The organism is Marinococcus sp. LNHM3E3-2.2, from assembly GCF_056034385.1.
Window position 1 is genome coordinate 24119 of the sequence record NZ_JBQLIC010000006.1, and the last position, 16038, is coordinate 40156.

Here is a 16038-nt window from a genome sequence, read left to right on the forward strand (position 1 = left end):
ATAAAGTGAGGTCCATTATGAAACGACAAGAAGCATTCGAGCATCAAGGCCGCCCCGTGGTTGTCGATTACGGCAGAACCGGGGCCTATTACGGTATTTTAGAGCAGACGTCCGCCGCTCCCCGGAAAATTTGGGAAGGACGTGTCCGGATTCAGCAGGCCCACCGTCTCCCGGATGTAGACAAAAAAGAAGCGGTGCATGAATTTAACCTTAAAACCATTACTGTACCGGGAACGAAAATTCAGGCTGCTGACGACCGCACTCCAGCTTCCTATGAGCACTCTGTCGTTCAGCTGCTTGAAAAAGAGATTTCTTCCCCTCTCGTACCCTACAGCGATAAAAAAGAATGGAAGCGCCTGCTGCATTCTCTTTCCGTTACGTTTACACCAGAACCAAAAGAGCCACAGGAAGAGTCTTATATTTATTATGAAATTCACCGCTCGCGTGGAAACGTATTCCTGCGGGAGGCACCGGATGGCCAGGCCCTTGACATCGAGGACTGCCCATTTGAACTCGAAATTTCTCCGGCTGGCCTCCCCTGGCGCCGGGCGGTCCATTACTACGATATGTATTTCCGTAACGATCATGGTCAGATATTTGAGCTGCAGGAGCATGATCATGTCCGCATTCACAGTGATCAATTCCGGCCGTTTGCCATCTTTTTAAATGAGCTTGAAGACCCTTCCCGCTACAGTCTGGTTAAAAATATTCATTCCAACGGGTTCAGCAAGGACGATCTGATTGAATGCCATAACCATCTGCTGTATCAATTAATGCAGGAGCCCGAAGAAACTTCTTTTACCGGAGTGAATTTTCTCTATTTCCGAAAACAGCAGTCCGTACTTATTGTGCAGCACCATTATGAAAGGAACCTGCACGCAGAGGACGAGGACTATGTATTCGATCGTTTTGAAATTACGACCGATAAGGGCGTCCGCAACCTGTTTATTTATACAAATTCGTTTGCCCGGGGACAGTAACCGCATGGTATACAAAAAGGCTTTTGAACCTCGGTTCAAAAGCCTTTTTTTTGTGATTTGGCATCCTGATCCCATGTTTTCTGATACCAGGAAAAATAAGCAGCTTCGTCCTTTTCATCCACGTCCCTTAAGTAAACCGTCCGCCCGGTAACGCTGCTGATAACCGAAGCCGAGATCGTATACAGTCTTCGTCTCCGCTGGAAAAAGGACTGCGTGTTTTCCAAATATTGAATCCGTCGTTTAGGTACAAAATTATAAATGGCACTCCAGGCTCTTTCCCGGACAATCAGCTGCTTATCTTCCACTTTCATGCCGGAGCCTTTGTAGCATATCCAGCCCCACCAGGTGAAAAACAGCGGCACTGCTGCGGTTGCCCAGCCATACGGCACCCAGATGGCCGCCGGAATAAACAACAGCCACCAAAATACCGACGCCCGGAACATATATCTTCTTGCCGCCCGTTTTGGCAGTTTGTTTACCTTTTCCGGAATCAATGCCGTATCATCAATCTGCTCCATAAAAGTATGTAGCTGCTTCTGGTGGATCAGCGGCAGCAGCATGATCGAATTCTGTCCCCGTTCGGTGCTCCCGCCGGCGCTGTCTATATAAACCGCCCACATGCCGAGCGCCTGCCTGACCGGGTTACTGATAAAACGAATACACGTTATCCGGTGCATTTGAAGTGTAATCTGCTTTCGTTCGAGAAGTCCCCAGGTAATCTCAAGATCATTTCCGGTGCGGTTCACTTCGAAATTTCCATGCTGTACAAGCGTCCACGCCGACGAAACGAGCCAGCTGAGCAGTGCTGTCACTAACAGGCCCCCGATAATAAACCAGTAGCTGAGCTCGATCAACACGCCAATCGACTGCTCAACCCACGCATCGGGAAGAAAGTTCCCCACCTGGGAATACAGCCCGGCAAGAGCCGCAAAAATAATACCTGCCCGGCCGGAGGTGAGTCCCGCCGTGAAAATGGTACGCATCGGTACTTTCCAGGAAAACGAAGGTTCTGCCGGCTCCGCGGCTATGCCGGTCCCCGAAAAATCTTCTGATTCTTCCTCAGCTGCATGAGAGGATTTTTGAATCAGAGCCGACTGAATAATGGCTGCCTCTTCCCGGCGGATCGCCTGAATCGAAGCTTCCGCCTCTGCGCCTCCGCCTGCTGTTTCAATATTAAGACGCACAAGACCGAACATCCGCTGAATGATGCCGGCGGTGATATCTACCGATTGAACGCGCTGGCTGCGGATGAATCGTTCTTTTTTCACAAAAACCCCGTAATGGATCTGAAGCTCCCGTTCAATCAAACGGTAGCGGAAAAAGATCCATTTCATGATGCTGCTGATGACAATGAACAGCACTAAAAGCAAAAAGATCCAGTTGACTGGAAGCGGTCCGGAAGCCGTACCTCCAGCAAAGAACGTAATAATAAGCGGAAAAAGAAAATCCTTCAGCTGCCGGAAAAAAACGGTGACAATGGCCGCCGGGTGCATCCGTCTCCATTCATTCATCGTCATCATCCGTTCCCGCCAAAAAGGCGATCCGATTGCGCAGCTCCGGCGCCGTCTCTTCTTTAAGCGCTGGAATCTCATGCATGCCGGCTGCGGTGGAAATAGTCACGGTGGAGAGCGCGTACCGCTTGTATATCGGCCCCTGGGCTGTATCCACATGCTGAATACGCACCATTGGGATCAATACGTGTTTAGAGATAATCACACCGTACTGAAGCTCCACCTCTGTTTCATACACCTCGTAGCGCCAGCGCTGCCATTGCCATTTCGGCAGCACCCATGCGTACCAGGCAGAAAAAAAAACCAAAAATGCCAGAATCGCGCCAAGGGCCCACCGGACCCATTCGGACCACCCGAACCAGAAGGCAAGCACAAGTAAAGCAAAAGGGATGAAAGAAACAACGGCCATTTCAATCATCCCCTTGAAGCGCCAGACCGTCAGCGCATCTTCAGATATGCGCTGCGACGGTGCCGGTCTTGTTACATTTTCTTCCTCATGGATGCCGTCATTCATTCCTCATCCTCCACGTAAATAATCGTGACTCCTTCATCCTGCAGCACTTTCAGCACTGCATCGTTCAGTTTTTCATCGCGAAGAAGGCCGAGAGAAGCGGCCAGTTCAAGCTCTTTTAAATCACCGTTTTCTGCGTCTTCAATCAGCTCGAGCACTTCCTCCATGTTTCGTTCTTCAAGCTGCTGTCGTACTTCTGCTTTCGTCATCGTTCAGGCTCCTTCCCTTTTCATTTACGACCTGGGCTTTCGCTCCTGCTCCATTTTCTCACTCATCTGCTTCCAGATGGAGCCTTTTGCTTCTTTCCCGCCTTCAATTCGTTTCAGCGCGAGCTTAATCTGCAGATCCACTTCAAACTCCGGGTCCCCGTTGGCTTCCTTTAACGCTTCGACAGCCGAAGTGTCACCGACTTCATATAAAAACATTGCCGCACGCCAGCGCACCAGCTTGTTTTTGTCCTTCAGCGCTTCAATCATGTCCGGGATACCCGCAGGATCTCCCAGATCAGAATACGTATCTGCCGCTGTTCTTCGAACGGTGACAGATGGGTCCTGCATCGCCTTCTGCAGATCCGGCAGCACCTGGGGATCTTCAAGCATCCCTAAATACACGACCGCCAGCCGGCGGATGGCCGGTTTTTCATCTGCAAGCCCTTTTTGTATAACCGGGAGGTCTTCCATGGAAGGATCCATCTGGTCAAAGGCTGCATAGCGCTGTTTCCAGTCCGGCTCCTCCATCATATCCATCGTTACTTTTTTAAACTTTGGCTCAGTGTTTTCTGCTTCCGGAGTATTCGCAATCCGTACCAGCCGTTTCAGCCGCTCCTCCGGGTAGGCCGCAGCAATTTCCTCTGCCATATCGCTGCCGATCTGTTCCAGGTCCTGGCCGTAACGGACCCCGTAATCCTCCCATTTGCGCTGCATCACAATGTTGTCATCTTCAAGCTGGGCTTCAAAAGCAGCGGTCTGAAAACGTTCCGGCAGGCCCTGGCGTTTTTCTTCCTCGCCGGAAAGCAGCTTTATCTGCATCGGGATGTTTTTAAACATCTGGACCTGCGCCTGCACTTCCCCGAATGCTTCCTGGGGCTCCTCCGGCTCTTCATCCGGCTGCTCCACCTTTTCGCCGAACGCCTGGCGCACCTGGGGCAGCAGCTGCTCCCAGTCGGCTTTAGGGTGGCGCTCGAGGGCCATGAAGTCGGCAACGTGGTAGACACCTTTTATGCCTTCGATCTCCAGCAGCTGCTGGATCGGAGCCGGTGCTTCTTCTTTATTTTCCGGTTTATAATTGCTGCTCGTTCCGGCGGGCAGCGATTCGTTAACATTCAGCTTCATCGTATGAGGACTCGGTGTTGGCTCAATGGATGTAATATGCATGATTAATCTCTCTCCTTTAAAATAACGTCCCAATTTGCACGTCTGATTATAGCACAGGAGAAGCCTCTCCTGCCAACCGGCTGTGCATTTGCATTCCAAACCAGTCCGCTGTTCTGATACACTGTAATAAAGACTGTTTTCAAAAGTTATGAGGAGGTTATTACGTTGCAAATTGCACTTCTTTCAGATGTACACGGTAACGCCCGTGCATTAAAAGCTGTTTTAAACGACCTGCACGCCTTATCGGTAGACCATATGTATATGCTCGGAGACCTTGCTTTCCGCGGCCCGGAACCAAAAAATTCGATTGAAACCGTTCAATCCCTTCCTGCAAAAGTATTGAAGGGAAATGCAGACGAATGGATTGTCCGCGGCGTCCGGGAAGGAGAAGTCCCCGAGGCCAAACGCTCGATCATGAACCAGGAACGGGACTGGGCGCTCGAGCGGCTCTCTGCGAATGACGTTAAATACTTAGAAGAGCTTCCGGAATCATTTCTCGATGAATACGACGGCTTCCGTTTGTTCGCCTTTCACGCGGTACCCGGGAGCCTGTTCCCCCCAGTTCCGGTCGATAGTGAGGCTTCCGTTTTCGAGGAATCATTTTTCCAGAAGCAGGAAGCAGATATTTACGTGTACGGGCACGTGCACACTCCCTCTATTCGAAAGATTGGGGCTAAATGGGTAATCAATACAGGAAGTATCGGGCTTCCGTTCGACGGAGACCCGACACCGTCATATGTTCTTCTGACCATCGAAGACGGGGAAATAATTCCGGAAATCCGCCGGGTCCCTTATGATACGGATGAAGTTTTAGCACAATTTGACGCTAACGATTATCCGAACAGTGACCAGGTAAAACGCATTATTTCGTCTGGACGTCCGCCAAAATAACGTTTGTCCAATATATACAAAAAACCCGCCGTCCTCGGCGGGCCTTTTTATATGCTGTTAACCTTCTGCAGGCTCTGCATAATATCAATAAACGATGCTTTATCTCCGTATTGCGCTACAATCTCGCCCTGTTCATCAATAATAAACGTACTCGGTACGCCTTCGCATTTATAGCGTCTGTACGTATCCACACCTTCGTCCTGAAGCACCGGGAAACGATAATTGTTGTTTTCCACATACGTTTTAGGATCCTCTTCCCGCCGTTCGCGGCCGGTCACATTAATCGTAACAAACTGCAGCGGACTGTCTTCATTCATCTGTTCATAAAACCGGTTCTTCTGCACCAGGTCCGCAGAAGAATCAGGGCACCAGGACGCCCAGAACGTCAACAGCACCGGTTTTCCTTTCAGCTGTTCAAGCGACCATTCAACGCCGCTCGACATTTCTTTGAGTTGAAACTGAGGGGCCTGCATAGGTATCCTCCTTTTTTTCTGTTAAATCTTGTTTCAAATACGGGTGGAGCTGCTCAAGCAAATACGATCCCGACTGCATTTTATACATCCGCTCTTTTTCCTCCCCGGTGTCAAATACAATTAAACACGGGACACTCTGAATTTCGAGCTGCCGGGCCTGTACAGGGGCAGTATTGATATCCATTTCCAGAAAAGAAGCGCCGGCATACAATTTTTCTATTGGGGCAAGCATACGTTTTGCCAGCTGGCATGTACCACACGTCGGCGAAGTAAACAAAACTACCCGACGCCCTTCCTCCGCTTCGAGCATCTGCTCAAGCTGTTTGTTCGTTATTCGTTCCAATTTTGTTTCACCCGCTTTGTATCAGGACCGCAAACGGCTGCATCCTTTTAGACACAGCCGGCTGTTTTGGTCTCTTGTTTTTACTGCGTACGAAAAGCTTCGACAAGCGCCTGATTATACGCTGGAATATCCGGCGGACGCTGACTTGAAACGATATGGCCGTCTACGACGACCGGCTCGTCCGACCATACTGCCCCGGCGTTGGTCATATCGTCTTTAATACCAGGAGTGCTCGTTACGTGAACTCCCTGCAGGATGCCTGCGGAGGAAAGCACCCAGCCGGCATGGCAGATTTCACCGATGATTTTTTTATGCTCGTCCATATGCCGGACGATGGAGAGCACTTCGCTGTAGCGGCGGAGTTTATCCGGTGCCCATCCTCCAGGAACCAGGACTCCGTCATAGTCTGCCGGGTCGATATCGGCAAGTGCTGCCTCTGAGATGGCCGGCACCCCGTGTTTTCCTGTATACGATTTGCCATTTTCCTTGCCGGTAAGCAGCACTTCAGCGCCTTCTTCGCGCAGACGCATAACCGGCACCCACAACTCTAAATCTTCAAAATCGTCTTCGACAAATGCAATAATTCTTTTTCCCTGCAGTGACATTATGATTCCTCCTTTATCTTGCTTTCAGCAGCTATTCAGCAGGTTTTAATGTAACCCGCCGGCTGTCCGGCTTTACATTCCACAGATCCTTCGGTGCCTTAAGCGGCTGCTTTACACAGCGCCGCTCCACTTCGACGGCAAAGGCTTCCGTGAAAGGGAATGGCTGTAGAGCTATCGTCTCTTCGTCTTCCCAGCGGGCATGAATCGTTTCATGATCAAGGGAGGCAAAGGTCTGACGGAAGCCGTCCCGGAACCAGGGGACCTCCTCCTCTTTGGACGCCCCCGGCGTATTCATGCAAATATAAAGAGACAGGTCATCAAAAAACTGAAGCAGATGAAAATGTTCAGCTGCCATCAGGAAATTCCACTGGTAGCCGACAATCAGGCGCTGCTGACGGGCAATCTCCTCCTGCATAAAGGCAATTTCCTCCGGCACCTCGGAGTCTTTAAAAAACGAGCCGTAGTGGCTGCTGATCAAATACGCCTGGTACGGGTCCTCTTCTTCAAGAGCATTGATGGTGTTCCGGTAGGCGCCGAGCTTCGGCGGGACCGGATAATTGACAAAGGATACCGGCCACCCGTTTTCATCAAGTACCGGTTCTTCGTCAAGCGTTTTCCAGGCATCGTCATGGCGGGCTGTAGCCTGAAGCGCCGAAGACCAGGACGCCTGTTCTTTAAACGTTGTATGGTGCCAGTACTTCATGCAGTCTCCGGAAAGAGCCGCATGCTCCTGCTGCATCATAACCTCCACCCAGCCGTTCCGATTCTCGCTGATCATAGTATCCGCTCCCTTTCTGCCCATGTGTACCGTCTTAATTAGATAAGGAAATTAAACAGCGTTTCTTCTTTGTTGATTTCAGTATATTTGATGCCGCGGTCTCTCATTCTCGTAAGCAGCTTATCGTAGTCCGATGGATAGGTCACTTCAATGCCGACAAGCGCCGGGCCGTTGGATTTATTGTTTTTCTTGTTGTATTCAAAGCGGGTAATGTCATCGTCCGGGCCGAGCACATCATGTAAAAATTCCCGGAGAGCGCCGGCACGCTGCGGAAAGTTCACAATAAAATAATGCTGCAGTCCTTCATAAATCAATGATTTTTCCCTCATTTCTTCCATGCGGCCGATATCATTATTCCCTCCGCTCACGATGCAGACGACCGTTTTTCCTTTAATTTCTTCTTTGTGAAAATCAAGAGCTGCAATTGATAAGGCTCCGGCCGGTTCAGCTACGACGGCATTTTCATTGTACAGCTCCAGAATCGTCGTACATATCTTGCCCTCAGGCACGAGCGTAATGCTGTTAAGCAGATCCTTGCAGACGTCATACGTCAGTTCCCCGACCCGCTTCACAGCAGCTCCGTCAACGAACTTGTCGATGTAGTCGAGCGAGACAACGCCCTGATTTTCAATGGATGCTTTCATGCTGGGAGCTCCGGCCGGCTCGCAGCCAATGATCTTCGTTGAAGGAGAAATGGAGTTCACGTATGTGCCAACGCCGGATACGAGGCCGCCTCCGCCGACGCAGGAAAATAAATAATCGATCGGCTCTTCAATATCGTTCATAATTTCCATCCCGACCGTTCCCTGACCAGCGATCACTTTTTCGTTATTAAACGGATGCACAAATTCCATCTCATGCGCTTCGCCGTAAGCGTTTGCTTCGTAATAGGCATCGTCAAACGTGTCGCCTGTAAGTACTACTTCCACGTAGTCCTTCCCAAATAACTTCACCTGCGAAATTTTCTGGCGCGGAGTCGTGTTCGGCATAAAAATATGGCCTTTCACTTTCAGCTCCTGGCAGGAATAGGCCACGCCCTGAGCGTGATTTCCTGCGCTTGCACATACGACGCCGTTTTCAAGCTTTTCCTTCGGAATACTGCTCATCATATAATACGCCCCGCGGATTTTAAATGAGCGCACCACCTGGAGGTCCTCCCGCTTTAAATAAATATTGGCCCCGTAACGTTCAGAAAGCACCTGGTTTTTCTGCAATGGGGTATGCGTGACCACGTCTTTCAGTGTTTGATTTGCTATGATAATGTCTTCAATGTGTATATTCCCCATACAAGCAACGTTCCTTTCTACTTAGCGTGCGTCCACTTCAAGCGTGAATGCCCGGTTAACATGATTAGTGTAAATGCTCGAAAGCGGCGGAGAACCTCTCCGCCGCTTTTTGATCCCGTTCAAACCCTTACTATTATAACATGAATATGCATACTGAAAAGCCGTGCGTTTTCCTCTTTTGTGCGAAGGGTACATAAATGATAATCCCGGCAGTTCTTTACCCGCCCTATTCTTTGGTATAATGTTAGCAGTACACTTTTTCACAAAATACAAAGGGGGATTTTTTCATGAACGACATGCTGAAAAAAGGATTTTTTCTAGGACTCGGAGCGGCTTCATACGGACGGGAAAAAGTTCAAACATATCTCGATGACCTCGTCACCAAGGGGAAAATAACCCCCCGGGAAGCAGACGAATGGAAAGAGGAAATGATTCAACGGGGATCGGCTCAAAGCGACTCCTGGAACAGCCAGGCGAAAAACTCCTTCGAAAACCGGGCGGAAAGCATGGGTATCGCCACTAAACGTGATATTGACCGTCTCGAGCAAAAGCTCGATGCCATTGAAAAGGCGATGAACAGACCAGACGACGAATAACCGCCAATTCTAATTAAAGGAAGGAACGCTTCATGGCTATAACAAAAAGTATCCGGCACGCAAATCGATACAGAAAGATTGCTACTACGCTTGCGAAACACGGCTTCGGATATATTTTGCAAGAAGTGGGACTTTTTCACATTCTTTCTCTTCCTAAGCGGATTATGTCGGATCCCAATGACTGGAACACGCAGTCTATCGGGGTCCGTCTTCGGCTTGTCGTAGAGGAGCTCGGTCCTGCGTTCATCAAACTCGGGCAGCTTGTAAGCACCCGGAAGGATATTTTCCCCCCGTCCGTCGTTGATGAACTTGCAAAACTGCAGGATCACGTACCTCCATTTCCATATGAGACGGCCAAGTCGGTGATCGAGCACGATCTGCATGAACCTCTCGGCAATATTTATTCCTATTTTGACGAAACCCCCATAGCCGCAGCTTCCATCGGCCAGGTACATAAAGCAGTCCTCCGTGACGGCCGGGAGGTGGTCGTGAAAATCAGCCGGCCGCACATCAAAGAGATTATCGAACAGGATATCGATATTCTGCGGGATCTGGCACGACTCCTCACCCAGCGGTTTCAATGGGCCCAATTCTATCAGCTTCAGGATATTGTCGAAGAATACGTATCTGCAATACGGGATGAATTTGACTACTTTACCGAAGCCCGCAATGTGGAAAAAATGGCCCGGACCCTTCAGCATTTTGAATCTGTACAGGTCCCCGAAGTATACGAAGCCTGGTCCTCCCGGAGGGTCTTGACTATCGAATACATCGATGGCTATAAGCTTTCCGAGCTTAATTACTCCACCGTCGAATTTGATAAAAAGAAGCTCGCTCATCATCTGGTGGATTCCTTTCTGCACCAGGTGCTGCGCACCGGTTTTTTTCACAGCGACCCCCACCCCGGGAACCTGCTTTTTAAAGAAGGAAACATTGTCGCCTATATCGATTTCGGCCAGGTCGGCCGTTTAAGTAAAAGCATGCGCAGGCAGTTCATTAACTATGTTATTGCCATGACGAGGCGGAATACCCGGGACGTAGCGGCAGCAATTTATGAAATGGCCGACTTTCCGGAAGATATGGAAACGGAAATTTTTGAAGAAGATGTGGAATACCTTTTATCCAAATATTATGAAACGCCATTTAAGGAAATAGAAATTGGTGCAGCTATCAATGATGTATTTTCCACCTCGCACCGCTATGGCATCAGCATCCATAAAGAATTTACGATGCTTGCGAAAGCTATTATTACCATTGAATCCATTGCCACCGAGCTTGATCCGGACTTAAGCATCGTCGAAATTGCCGAACCGTACGGCCGGATGCTCGTTAAAGAACGGCTGAACCCGCGGGACCGGATCGAGGATGTTTTCCGAGAGGGCAAAGAGCAGTTTGGCTATATCCGCGAGCTGCCAAAAGAGATTCGCTCCGCACTGAAAAAAATCAATGATGATGAACTCGGTGTCGATATACGCATGCCCCGCATTAATATTTTAATGAACAAGCTTGACCGTATCGGCAACCGTCTGAGCTTCAGCGTTATACTGCTCGCTTTCAGTATCGTGATGGTGGGCCTTATCGTCGGATCCACGTTTGGAGATAACAATTCGATTCTCGTTCAGCTCCCCGTCATCGAGATCAGCTTTATCGTGTCGTTCTTTCTCTTCATCTGGCTGCTGTATGCAATTTTCCGCTCAGGCCGATTTTGACCTCCGATACAAAGCAAAGCTGCCGGCTTCTGCCGGCAGCTTTTTTGTGTTCCTTTATAACTTGTTCGGCTCTTTTTCGATCGGAAGGTCCGGATAGGAAATCCAGTCGCTCCAGCTCCCGTTATAAAGACGCACCTGCTCGAGTCCGGCTTCTCTCATGCCGAGCACATTGACACAGGCCGTAATACCGGAGCCGCAGTAAGAAATAATTTCATCAAATCCCTCGAGCCCCTGAAAATGGTCACGCAGCTCACTCTGCGACTTCCATGTGCCGTCTTCGCGAAGCACATCCTTCCAGAAATAATGATAAGCACCTGGAATGTGGCCGGAAACGGCGTCCACTTCTTCGTTTTCCCCGGCGTAGCGCTCATAGCTTCTCGCATCCACCAGCGCTACATGTTCATTCCGCAGCTGCTGCTTTACTTCTTCAAGGTGAACCAGCTGATTCGGCTCACGGTCGATTTTCATCTGCTTCATGAGCGGCGTCGGGATTTCCTCTGTTGTCGGAAATCCTTCCTCCATCCAGTGGGAATAAGAACGATCGAGGACATATGTATTCGTGTGGCCCGCATACTGCATCAGCCACCAAAACCTGGCTGCCCCCATGCCTCCCTGATCATCATAAGCTACAACGGTCGTCTGCATGTCTATGCCCCGTTCCGAGAGAACCTGAGCGAAAAAGTCCATATCCGGCAGCGGGTGACGTCCCCCGTGGGTCCCTGCCTGGGCGGACAAATGCTTTTCCACATCAATAAAGACAGCACCCGGAATATGATGTTTAACGTATGCTTCATGACCCGCTGCTGCATCTTTCAGTTCAAACCGGCAGTCCACCACCCGGACATGTTCATCGCGGCGGTTTTCATCCAGCCATTCAGAAGAAATTAGAAAGCCCAACTTACTCTCCCCTTTCTAGGATTCCTGTGTTAACTGTGTTTGAATGCTGTTTAGAATAAACTCTACGGCCTGCAGCGTTTCCTTGAACTGTTTTTCTTTCGTTGTCCGCTGGTAAGCCTGGAGAGAGGCATTCATGATATTATCATATGTGTCTTCCATCTGGGATTCATGCAGGTACGGGTAGCTTGTCGTCTGCACCCAGGCAGAAGCTTCCTCTTTCCATATATCTGCTTCCCCTTTTACCTTGTCGACAAACGGTTTTACCTCCTCATAAAAATCGGGGCGGTCCTCCCGTTCCTGTACTTCGTAAAAAATCTGCTCTGCTTCATCCATGCGCCGTTTCATCTGGTCACAGCTTTCAAAAAGCCCGGGCATCGAAAAACCCCCTTCGATACAAAGAACGCTTCCCTTTACAGGAAAGCGAATATTTTAGGATGTGCTTTCTTCCTGATCCTGCTGATTGCTCACCCGCTGGGCTACTGTTTCCGGCTGAATGGCCGACAGAAGCACGTGGTCGCTGTCCGACAGGATAATGCTTCTGGTTTTCCGTCCGTTCGTCACGTCGATGAGCATCTTTCTTTCGCGTGCCTCCTGGATCAAACGTTTTGTCGGGGCAGAATCAGAGCTCACAATTGAAATTACCCGTTCTGCCATCACCATATTTCCAAAGCCGATATTGATCGGTGTATCGCTCATGCTATCCCCTTCCTTTCTCGTTCTTTTCTATCCTAACACGAATAACCGAGGCTTTGTCTATCATTCTAAGCGCGGCATACGTAATATCCTGCTGAAATTATGGTAAAATAGCAGCAGGCAGTAAATTTCAGCAAAGGAAGATTATCATGGCTTACCGCTACCCAAACGGAAAAGTATACCGTCCGAAAAAAAATGCTTCCTCCCCCCAGGGCCCTCCTGCGGAAAAAAGCTTTGCCAACCGCGGGATGACGCTTGAGGAAGACATTAATGAGTCCAACGAATATTATATCGCACACGACATCGGCATCATACATAAAAAACCGACGCCCGTACAGATTGTCGATGTTCATTACCCGAAACGAAGCGCCGCGCGCATCACCGAAGCATATTTCAAGCAGGCCTCCACCACGGACTATAACGGTGTTTTTTCCGGACGCTACATCGATTTTGAAGCAAAAGAAACACGAAACAAAACAGCTTTTCCCCTGCAGAATTTTCATGACCACCAGGCGGATCATATGCACAAAGTTCAAAAGCAGGACGGCATCGCATTTGTTCTTCTTCGTTTTGCCGTACATGGGGAGACGTATTTATATGACGCTTCCCATTTTCTTCACTGGTATTACGGCCAGACGAAGCGGAAATCCATTCCCTACCAGGAGATCCAGACGCACGGCCATCCCATTCCGCTCGGTCTTCATCCAAGACTGGACTACTTGAAGATCGTGAAAGACGTTTATTTTCATTGAATGCACTTGTAACAAAACGAAAAATTGAACGTCTAATGCCTGGGCACACAGAACTAGATGCTATGCACAACGAAAGGACGAACGTCAATGAGCGACAATTACCGGTCCCGCCAGGAAAAGCGGACGGCCGACCAGAAAAATCCTAAAAAGAAACAGAAGAAAAACCGCAAACGTCCGCTCTGGCAGACATTCATCATCTGGGCGCTTTCCCTCATGCTTGTCTTCATGACTGCCGGCGTCATCATTGTCGCTTACATGATCAATCAGGCCCCGGAACTGGATGCGGAGGCGATGGTATTATCAGAAGCGGCTACTGTATATGACCAGAACGATGAAGAAATTGCCCAGCTGCAAAACAGCAGTAACCGTGAACTCGCCGACATTGAAGAAATGCCCGACTACGCGAAGGAAGCATTTATCGCTGTCGAGGACGAGCGTTTTTACAGCCATTTTGGCATCGACGTCCAGCGGATTTTCGGCGCATTATGGGCAAACGTGACTGACGGCTTCGGCTCCCAGGGAGCAAGCACGATCACCCAGCAGGTCGTGAAAAATGCGTTTCTTTCACCAGATAAAAACATATCACGTAAAGTCCAGGAACAGTATTTAGCCATCAAGCTTGAACAGCAGTACAGTAAGGATGAAATTCTTGAAATGTACGTCAACCTGATCTATTTCAACCAGGGAGCCTACGGCATCACCCAGGCCGGCCAGACCTATTTTGGAAAAGAGGATCCAGGCGAGCTCACTATCGCAGACGCTGCGCTGCTTGCAGCCATCCCCCGCCGGCCTTCGTACTACGACCCGGTTCAAAACCCGGAAAACGCCGAGGACCGCAGAAATCAGATTATTTCCATGATGAATGAGCAGGGCTACATTACGGACGAAGAAGCCGAAGAGGCTTCAAGCACTCCGGTGGACGAGCAGCTTAACTACCAGCCGCCGGAGAACGGAGTTGCCTATGATTCGTTTATGTCCTACGTGCAAAATGAGCTCGAAGACTTTGACGGTATTGAGCCGTCAGATATATATACCGCCGGGCTGAAAGTATACACAACGCTTGACACCGAAGCCCAGGAGCAGGCTGAAGAGCTCATTCAAGGTCAGGACGCCGTTGACAGCTTTCCAGACAATGAAGAGTTTCAAATTGGGTTTACGCTGCTTGACACTCAGACCGGGGCGGTAAAAGCCATTGTTGGAAACAGGCAGAATCCGGATACTGCAATGAGCTATAATTTCGCTACCGACCCTAATCAGCCTGGGTCGACCATTAAGCCCGTCCTGGACTATGGGCCGGCCATTGAAAACATGCAGTGGTCCACGTACCATCAGATCGAAGATGAAGAATACCAGTATCCGGACACAGACACCGACGTGCGAAACTATACCCGGGACTACCGGGGCAGCGTGAGCATGCGCGAAGCACTGACGGATTCCCTGAATGTCCCTGCAGTAAAGACGCTTGAGGAAGTCGGCCTTGATAACGCCAAATCGTTTGCAAACGGGCTCGGGCTCGGCCTTGAGGACGTCTACTACGGTTCAGCTCTCGGCGGCCTGGAGCAGGGGGTTTCCTCTGAACAGATGGCCGGCGCATACGCAGCTTTCGGAAACGAAGGAGTTTATAACGATCCCCATTCCATCCGGCGGATTGAGTTTCCGGATGGACGAACGATTGACTTTGAACCGGAGCAGGAGCAGGCAATGGAGGATTATACTGCCTACATGATCACAGATATGCTTAAAGATGTCGTTTCCGATGGTACTGGCACGGGTGCCCAGATTGACGGGCTTCCGCTCGCCGGTAAAACCGGAACCACTAATTTCACCGAGGACGAAATGGGCACCCTGAATATCCCTGACGGTGGCGTCCCTGATGTGTGGTTTAACGGCTACACTACGAACTATACAGCTTCTGTCTGGGCCGGCTTTGAAACCCGGTCGGAAAACAATTATCTTGTCGACGGACAGACTGATGCTGCCAAAGATGTTTTCCGCGAGGTAATGCAGCAGGTCAGCAGCGGCATTGACACTCCCGACTTTGAACAGCCCGACTCTGTAGTATCAGTACGGTTAAATGAAGAGACCGGGGAGCGAGCTACGTCTAACACTCCCGACGCTGACACGATTACCGAGCTGTTTGTAGAAGGCGAAGTGGACGCCCAGGTCACTGAACCGTCCTCTGACAGCGGATCGGATGACAGCGGGCCATCAGACAGCGAAGAACCTTCTGGCGACAGTGACTCTGAGGAAACAAACGACAATCAGAATGAGTCTGAACCAGCAGAGGAACCAGCAGAAGAAACGGATGAAAATGAAGAAAATACTGAAGAAGCTCCGGGAGAGGAGACAGAGCAAAACACGGAAGAAAATGATGAAACCGAAGAAGCTCCGGCAGATGAAGATTCCGGCGCCTCCGGGGAAGGCCGCGAAGAAGAAACAGATACCAGCGGAGACGAGCCTGCAGAATCCGAATCAGACAACGGCGGGGGAAGCGACAGCGGTGAAAATACCGAAGATGAGGGCTCCGGGAACACAGAGCCGGAAACAGAGACCCCAGATGAAGAAGAGCCTGCTGATACGGAAGACAGCACCTCTGCACCGGAACAGGAATCCGAAACAAACGAATAACAAAAACCGCAC

The 16038-nt window shown here is 49.9% G+C and carries 18 protein-coding genes; 6 read left to right on the plus strand and 12 right to left on the minus strand.

Translation table 11 applies throughout. The features are described 5' to 3' along the window. The first annotated feature begins 17 nt into the window (after window positions 1-17). A complete protein-coding gene (locus tag ACTRXF_RS09600) occupies window positions 18-980 on the plus strand; it encodes a DUF2777 family protein (protein ID WP_474262094.1) in 963 nt (320 codons plus the stop codon). Window positions 981-1015: 35 nt separating this feature from the next. Here the strand turns inward: ACTRXF_RS09600 and ACTRXF_RS09605 are convergent, their stop codons facing one another. Genes ACTRXF_RS09605 through ACTRXF_RS09620 form a run of 4 tightly spaced genes read right to left on the minus strand, consistent with a single transcriptional unit; the run spans window position 1016 to window position 4375 of the window. Beyond that, window positions 1016-2491, minus strand: a complete 1476-nt coding sequence (locus ACTRXF_RS09605; protein ID WP_474278912.1) for a PH domain-containing protein — start codon at window positions 2489-2491, stop codon at window positions 1016-1018. After that, a complete protein-coding gene (locus tag ACTRXF_RS09610) occupies window positions 2484-3005 on the minus strand; it encodes a PH domain-containing protein (RefSeq protein WP_474262096.1) in 522 nt (173 codons plus the stop codon). Before ACTRXF_RS09610 ends, ACTRXF_RS09605 begins: the two co-directional genes overlap by 8 nt. Then, on the minus strand, window positions 3002-3211 hold the full coding sequence (locus ACTRXF_RS09615; protein WP_322525099.1) for a hypothetical protein: 210 nt from the start codon (window positions 3209-3211) through the stop codon (window positions 3002-3004). Before ACTRXF_RS09615 ends, ACTRXF_RS09610 begins: the two co-directional genes overlap by 4 nt. A 24-nt stretch (window positions 3212-3235) precedes the next feature. Then, window positions 3236-4375, minus strand: coding sequence for a conserved virulence factor C family protein (locus tag ACTRXF_RS09620; RefSeq protein WP_474262097.1), 1140 nt, complete (start codon window positions 4373-4375; stop codon window positions 3236-3238). A gap of 165 nt (window positions 4376-4540) precedes the next feature. On the opposite strand from ACTRXF_RS09620, the gene ACTRXF_RS09625 reads away from it, so the two are divergent. Continuing rightward, window positions 4541-5266: a metallophosphoesterase family protein gene (locus tag ACTRXF_RS09625; protein WP_474262098.1), complete on the plus strand. Its 726-nt coding sequence runs from the start codon at window positions 4541-4543 to the stop codon at window positions 5264-5266. A 47-nt stretch (window positions 5267-5313) separates the two neighbouring features. Here the strand turns inward: ACTRXF_RS09625 and ACTRXF_RS09630 are convergent, their stop codons facing one another. The 5 genes from ACTRXF_RS09630 to ilvA all read right to left on the minus strand — a co-directional run bounded on the left by ACTRXF_RS09630 (window position 5314) and on the right by ilvA (window position 8751). After that, window positions 5314-5739, minus strand: a complete 426-nt coding sequence (locus tag ACTRXF_RS09630) for a TlpA family protein disulfide reductase (RefSeq protein ID WP_474262099.1) — start codon at window positions 5737-5739, stop codon at window positions 5314-5316. Beyond that, window positions 5693-6082 (minus strand): thioredoxin family protein, encoded by a 390-nt coding sequence (locus ACTRXF_RS09635; protein WP_474262100.1) that lies wholly within the window; start codon window positions 6080-6082, stop codon window positions 5693-5695. The genes ACTRXF_RS09630 and ACTRXF_RS09635 overlap by 47 nt, the downstream gene beginning before the upstream one ends. A gap of 80 nt (window positions 6083-6162) precedes the next feature. After that, complete coding sequence (locus ACTRXF_RS09640; protein WP_474262101.1) at window positions 6163-6687, minus strand: type 1 glutamine amidotransferase domain-containing protein; 525 nt, start codon at window positions 6685-6687, stop codon at window positions 6163-6165. A 31-nt stretch (window positions 6688-6718) separates the two neighbouring features. Next, window positions 6719-7465: a DUF3891 family protein gene (locus ACTRXF_RS09645; protein WP_474262102.1), complete on the minus strand. Its 747-nt coding sequence runs from the start codon at window positions 7463-7465 to the stop codon at window positions 6719-6721. 38 nt (window positions 7466-7503) lie between these two features. Then, window positions 7504-8751 carry a threonine ammonia-lyase IlvA gene (gene ilvA, locus ACTRXF_RS09650; protein ID WP_474262104.1) on the minus strand — a complete coding sequence of 416 codons (1248 nt, stop codon included), beginning with the start codon at window positions 8749-8751 and terminating at the stop codon, window positions 7504-7506. 287 nt (window positions 8752-9038) lie between these two features. On the opposite strand from ilvA, the gene ACTRXF_RS09655 reads away from it, so the two are divergent. Together ACTRXF_RS09655 and ACTRXF_RS09660 are read left to right on the plus strand one after the other, a co-directional pair. Continuing rightward, window positions 9039-9347 (plus strand): phasin family protein, encoded by a 309-nt coding sequence (locus ACTRXF_RS09655; protein ID WP_474262105.1) that lies wholly within the window; start codon window positions 9039-9041, stop codon window positions 9345-9347. 32 nt (window positions 9348-9379) lie between these two features. Next, on the plus strand, window positions 9380-11056 hold the full coding sequence (locus ACTRXF_RS09660; protein WP_474262106.1) for an ABC1 kinase family protein: 1677 nt from the start codon (window positions 9380-9382) through the stop codon (window positions 11054-11056). A gap of 54 nt (window positions 11057-11110) precedes the next feature. Here ACTRXF_RS09660 and ACTRXF_RS09665 read toward each other — a convergent pair whose 3' ends face one another. The 3 genes from ACTRXF_RS09665 to ACTRXF_RS09675 are packed head-to-tail and all read right to left on the minus strand — an operon-like array spanning window position 11111 to window position 12649. Beyond that, on the minus strand, window positions 11111-11953 hold the full coding sequence (locus ACTRXF_RS09665) for a sulfurtransferase (protein WP_474262107.1): 843 nt from the start codon (window positions 11951-11953) through the stop codon (window positions 11111-11113). 15 nt (window positions 11954-11968) lie between these two features. Continuing rightward, window positions 11969-12328, minus strand: coding sequence for a DUF1798 family protein (locus ACTRXF_RS09670; protein WP_322525110.1), 360 nt, complete (start codon window positions 12326-12328; stop codon window positions 11969-11971). 54 nt (window positions 12329-12382) lie between these two features. Continuing rightward, window positions 12383-12649 (minus strand): DUF370 domain-containing protein, encoded by a 267-nt coding sequence (locus ACTRXF_RS09675; protein WP_022792233.1) that lies wholly within the window; start codon window positions 12647-12649, stop codon window positions 12383-12385. Window positions 12650-12795: 146 nt separating this feature from the next. Here ACTRXF_RS09675 and recU point away from each other — a divergent pair, with 146 nt between their 5' ends. After that, on the plus strand, window positions 12796-13398 hold the full coding sequence (gene recU, locus ACTRXF_RS09680) for a Holliday junction resolvase RecU (protein ID WP_474278914.1): 603 nt from the start codon (window positions 12796-12798) through the stop codon (window positions 13396-13398). Between the two features lie 87 nt (window positions 13399-13485). Beyond that, window positions 13486-16026 carry a transglycosylase domain-containing protein gene (locus ACTRXF_RS09685; protein WP_474278916.1) on the plus strand — a complete coding sequence of 847 codons (2541 nt, stop codon included), beginning with the start codon at window positions 13486-13488 and terminating at the stop codon, window positions 16024-16026. Window positions 16027-16038: the final 12 nt, after the last annotated feature.

Coding starts and splice junctions, on each gene's coding strand:
- ACTRXF_RS09600 (WP_474262094.1), top strand. CDS start 18: ATGAAACGACAAGAAGCATTCGAGCATCAAGGCCGCCCCGTGGTTGTC.
- ACTRXF_RS09605 (WP_474278912.1), bottom strand. CDS start 2,491: ATGAATGAATGGAGACGGATGCACCCGGCGGCCATTGTCACCGTTTTT.
- ACTRXF_RS09610 (WP_474262096.1), bottom strand. CDS start 3,005: ATGAATGACGGCATCCATGAGGAAGAAAATGTAACAAGACCGGCACCG.
- ACTRXF_RS09615 (WP_322525099.1), bottom strand. CDS start 3,211: ATGACGAAAGCAGAAGTACGACAGCAGCTTGAAGAACGAAACATGGAG.
- ACTRXF_RS09620 (WP_474262097.1), bottom strand. CDS start 4,375: ATGCATATTACATCCATTGAGCCAACACCGAGTCCTCATACGATGAAG.
- ACTRXF_RS09630 (WP_474262099.1), bottom strand. CDS start 5,739: ATGCAGGCCCCTCAGTTTCAACTCAAAGAAATGTCGAGCGGCGTTGAA.
- ACTRXF_RS09640 (WP_474262101.1), bottom strand. CDS start 6,687: ATGTCACTGCAGGGAAAAAGAATTATTGCATTTGTCGAAGACGATTTT.
- ACTRXF_RS09645 (WP_474262102.1), bottom strand. CDS start 7,465: ATGATCAGCGAGAATCGGAACGGCTGGGTGGAGGTTATGATGCAGCAG.
- ilvA (WP_474262104.1), bottom strand. CDS start 8,751: ATGGGGAATATACACATTGAAGACATTATCATAGCAAATCAAACACTG.
- ACTRXF_RS09655 (WP_474262105.1), top strand. CDS start 9,039: ATGAACGACATGCTGAAAAAAGGATTTTTTCTAGGACTCGGAGCGGCT.
- ACTRXF_RS09660 (WP_474262106.1), top strand. CDS start 9,380: ATGGCTATAACAAAAAGTATCCGGCACGCAAATCGATACAGAAAGATT.
- ACTRXF_RS09670 (WP_322525110.1), bottom strand. CDS start 12,328: ATGCCCGGGCTTTTTGAAAGCTGTGACCAGATGAAACGGCGCATGGAT.
- ACTRXF_RS09675 (WP_022792233.1), bottom strand. CDS start 12,649: ATGAGCGATACACCGATCAATATCGGCTTTGGAAATATGGTGATGGCA.
- recU (WP_474278914.1), top strand. CDS start 12,796: ATGGCTTACCGCTACCCAAACGGAAAAGTATACCGTCCGAAAAAAAAT.
- ACTRXF_RS09685 (WP_474278916.1), top strand. CDS start 13,486: ATGAGCGACAATTACCGGTCCCGCCAGGAAAAGCGGACGGCCGACCAG.